The organism is Streptomyces recifensis, from assembly GCF_002154615.1.
Taxonomy (GTDB): domain Bacteria; phylum Actinomycetota; class Actinomycetes; order Streptomycetales; family Streptomycetaceae; genus Streptomyces; species Streptomyces griseoluteus.
This window is the reverse complement of sequence record NZ_MUNH01000642.1, coordinates 1-3,874: the sequence shown is the minus strand read 5'-3', so window position 1 is coordinate 3,874 and position 3,874 is coordinate 1. Positions and strand designations below refer to the sequence as shown.

4 protein-coding genes are annotated in these 3,874 nt (G+C 73.5%); 1 reads left to right on the top strand and 3 read right to left on the bottom strand.

Features of this window, described 5'->3' with window-relative positions; genetic code table 11:
* Positions 1-204: 204 nt before the first annotated feature.
* Positions 205-2,067 (top strand): ABC transporter ATP-binding protein, encoded by a 1,863-nt coding sequence (locus CCN33_RS27600; protein ID WP_244173955.1) that lies wholly within the window; start codon positions 205-207, stop codon positions 2,065-2,067.
* Between the two features lie 19 nt (positions 2,068-2,086).
* On the opposite strand, the gene CCN33_RS32295 is transcribed toward CCN33_RS27600, so the two are convergent.
* The 3 genes from CCN33_RS32295 to CCN33_RS27585 form a co-directional block, all read right to left on the bottom strand.
* Complete coding sequence (locus tag CCN33_RS32295) at positions 2,087-2,263, bottom strand: hypothetical protein (RefSeq protein WP_086696137.1); 177 nt, start codon at positions 2,261-2,263, stop codon at positions 2,087-2,089.
* Between the two features lie 182 nt (positions 2,264-2,445).
* Positions 2,446-3,090 (bottom strand): DUF899 domain-containing protein, encoded by a 645-nt coding sequence (locus CCN33_RS27590; protein ID WP_086696136.1) that lies wholly within the window; start codon positions 3,088-3,090, stop codon positions 2,446-2,448.
* Positions 3,091-3,190: 100 nt separating this feature from the next.
* On the bottom strand, positions 3,191-3,874 hold a 684-nt coding region (locus CCN33_RS27585; RefSeq protein WP_140394706.1), incomplete at its 5' end, for an FUSC family protein.

Below are 3,874 nucleotides of genomic sequence, written 5' to 3'. Positions count from 1 at the left end.
CCCCCGTACGCCCCCGTTGCCCCCGCTCGCGCTCTGCCCGTGCCGGGCGCCCGCGGGGATAGTGGCCGTTCGGTCACGGCGAGCGGGAGGTCCGCGGTGCGGCAGCGACGGGGGCGGAACAGGCCAGGCGACTCTAAGGAACCGGATGGTCCAGAGGTCTCCGAGTCGGAGCGGCTGCTCTTCGGCGGCCCCCTGCGGTACGACATGGGGTGGAACGAGCACGCCGAGGCCTTCCTGGAGCTGAGCCTCCGCTCGATGGTGCGACGGCTCCCCGGCATGCTGGCGTCCAGTCTGGAGCTGGCCCGGCAGGCGGACCCGAGGGCCGCTCGTACCGTGCTGGCCGCCGAGGTGGGCCGGGGTGTGGCCCAGGCGGTGAGCCTGCTGGCCGTCAACAGCGCGCTCGGCAGCCTGCTCACCGGGCCGGACATCGGGCACCGGCTGCGCGCCGCCGTACCCGCCCTCGCGGTGATGGCGGCGACGATGCTGATCTCGGCGCTGCTGCGGGCCGCCTCCACCTACGCCACCGGGCGGCTGGAGCCCAAGGTGGAACGGGTGGCGACCGAGCTGTATCTGGAGCGGGCGGCCAATGTGGAGCTGGCCGCGATCGAGGACCACACCTTCCACAAGCTGCTGGACACCGCACAGTACGGCGCCCGTTCGGCGCGCCACATGATCTCCTACAGCGCGCGGGTGATCAACGCGCTGATCTCTCTCGTGGCGGCGGCCGGTGTGCTGACCGTGCTGCATCCCGCCCTGCTCCCGTTGCTGGTCACCATGACGCTGCCGAGCGCCTGGAGCGCGCTGACCAACGCGCGGCGGCGCTACGAGTCCTTCCACACCTGGGTGCAGCACGCGCGGGCCGGGCACCTCATCGGCAGTCTGCTCACCGAGCCGGGGGCGGCGCCGGAGATCCGGGTGCACGGGGTCGGCCCGTTCCTGCTGCGGCACTACCGCGCGATGTCGGAGACGGCTGAGGCCGAGCAGGCCCGGCTCTCCCGGCTCGCGGCCCGCACCGGGCTGGCGGCGGCCGCCTGGACGGGCCTGGCGACGCTCGCCACGTACGCCACCCTGGGCGCGCTGCTGCTGGCCGGGGCGATGGCGCTGTCGGTGGCGGGTACGGCGGTCATCGCCATCCGTACCGGGTCGGCGAGCCTGGACACGCTGGTGCTGGAGATCAACCAGTTGCACGAGGAGGCGCTGTTCGTCGGGGACCTGAAGCGGCTGTACGTGGAGGCGGCCGAGCGGGCGATCCCGGTGGGCGGGGAGGAGCTGCCGGAGGAGCCCAAGGAGATCAGGTTCGAGGACGTCACCTTCAGCTACCCGGGCGAGTCGGCGCGGCCCGCGCTGGACGGGGTGAGCCTCAGCCTGCCCATGGGCCGGATCATCGCGCTGGTCGGGGAGAACGGTTCGGGCAAGACGACCCTGGTCAAGCTGCTCGCGGGCCTGTACGCGCCGGACCGGGGCCGGGTGCTGTGGGACGGAGTGGACGCCGCGCGGGCGGACCGGCGGCTGCTGGCCGAGCGGGTGGCGATGGTGGCGCAGGACTTCAAACGGTGGCCGTTCACCGCGCGGGTCAACGTGGCGGTGGGCCGCTCCTCCGTACCGATGACCGAGGAGCGGTTGGCGGCGGCGGTCGCGGAGGCCGGTGCCGAGGACGTGGTCGCGGGTCTGCCGCGCGGTCTCGACACCCTGCTGGCCCGCAATTTCACCGGCGGCCACGAGCTGTCCGGAGGCCAGTGGCAGCGGCTCGGGATCGCACGGGCCGCCTACCGGCGCGGTGGCATCCTGATCGTGGACGAGCCGACGGCGGCGCTGGACGCGCGGGCCGAGCTGGCGGTGTTCGAGAAGATCCGGGCGCTGGCGGGCAGGGGGCAGACCGTCGTACTGATCACGCACCGGCTCGCCTCGGTCCGGCACGCGGATCTGGTGCATGTGCTGGACCGGGGCCGGCTGGTGGAGTCCGGCAGCCCGGAGGAGCTGCTCGCGCGGGGCGGGGTGTACGCGGAGCTGTACGCGCTCCAGGCCGGGCAGTTCACCGACCCCGTCCCCGCACCGGGGCCCGGCTGAGCCGGGCACGCTCCGCGGTTCAGTCCACGCCCTCGGCACCGCGCAGGATCACCAGGAAGGTGTCGGTCGCCAGGTCCATCACGACCTCGACCGGCATGCCTTCCTGCCGTCGCGCGTGCGCGAACTCCTCCGCGGGCCATGAGCCGCGCGGGCCGCCTGCGGGAAAGCGTTCGAGCACGGTCCGCCCAATCACCATCTCGCACCTCCAGTCATGCGTCGTACTTACCGAAGTCAACGCGCTGGAGGGGGTGATCGCCTCGCCCGGTGACGGGACTGAGACATAGCCGACACCGGTTCACAGCCGAACGTGTACGTCCGCTCACCACAGGGCGGCGGGCGCGTTCGGTGCCCGGACGGACACGGAACGGCACCGTCCGCTCAGTGGTCGTACTCGTCGTGCAGCCGGAGCCGGTCGCCGCCGTGCGGGTGGCGGCCCAGGGCGGTGAGGTCGAGCAGGCCGGAGAGGGCTCCGATGCCGTCCAGGGCCTCGTCGTACACCGAGTAGGTGTGGAAGATCCGCTCGCCGTCGCGCAGGAAGCAGCTCAGGCCGGGGCGTTCGACGAAGGCGCCGTCGCGGTCCACGGTCGCCTCGAAGTCGCGGTTGAAGTCGCTGTGGCAGGAGGAGTACCAGGGCACGGTCCAGCCCATCCGCGCCTTGAAGGGCAGCAACCGGGTGAAGGGCGCGAGCGAGACGGCCGCGAAGGCGGTGTCGCGGGCCAGGAGGTGGGCGAGGGGGCCGAGCTGGTCGAGGAAGGCCGCACAGCGGGGGCAGCCGGCCTCCTGCTCCGGTGCGAACACGAAGTGGTGGACGACGAGCTGGGCGCGGTCCCCGAACAGGTCGAGCAGGGTGGCCTTGCCGTCGCCGCCCTCCAGGACGTACTCGTCGCGGACCTCGACCATGGGCAGTCGGCGCCGTTCCTCGCCGAGCGCGGCCCGTGCCCGCTCGACGGCCTGCTCCTTGCGGCGTAACTCCTCGCGCGCCGCCCGCCACCGTTCGCGGCTGACGATCTCCGGAAACGACATGAGTCCTCCTGTCCGACGGTCCGTTCGGGGTTGCTGACCGTGGACGGGGGCACAACTCATCGGCGCGCGGCGGATTTTTTTCCGGTGAGCGGCGGGGCGGTCAGGCGGCCGTGCGGAGTCCGGTCCAGTCCCGGCCCCCGGCCTCCAGTTCCCGCAGCGCGGACTGGAGCTGGCCGGTGTGCCGGGGGGTGAGGCGGCCGGTGTCGTCCAGGTGGACCGCGCAGGCGGTGGTGGTGTCGACGAGCCGTTCCAGCACCGCGGCCACCTGGTCGGTGCCCTCGGTGTGCCGGGCCAGGGTGGGCAGCTCGGCGGCGGAGACGGCGATGGCGGTACGGGCCTCGGCGAGGGTGCGGTACGCCTCGCGGCGCAGCGCCCAGCGTTCGGCGGGGTCGCCGGTCTCGGCGAGGACGTGCGCGAGGTAGGCGTCCGCGGCGCTCCCCGCGGCGGCCAGCCGGGCCCGGACCCCGGCGCCGTGGCGGCCCGGCATCGGCAGGTGGCCGACGATCAGGACGAGCGCGCAGGCCACCATGGTCTCGGCGATCCGGCCGAGGCACGCCTGCGGCTCGCCACCGACCATGATCAGGGCGAGCACGAGCACGGTGACGACGGCGGTGAGCGCGGCGAAGTGCCGGGTGGAGACGGGCAGCAGCGCGCCGCACACGGTGACCAGGACGATCAGCCCGGCCGGATGGGGCAGCAGCGCGGCCAGACCGGCGAACACCAGCGCGCCGAGCACGGTCCCCGCGGCCCGGCACAGTACGCGGGAGACCAGCGGGCCGAGGTC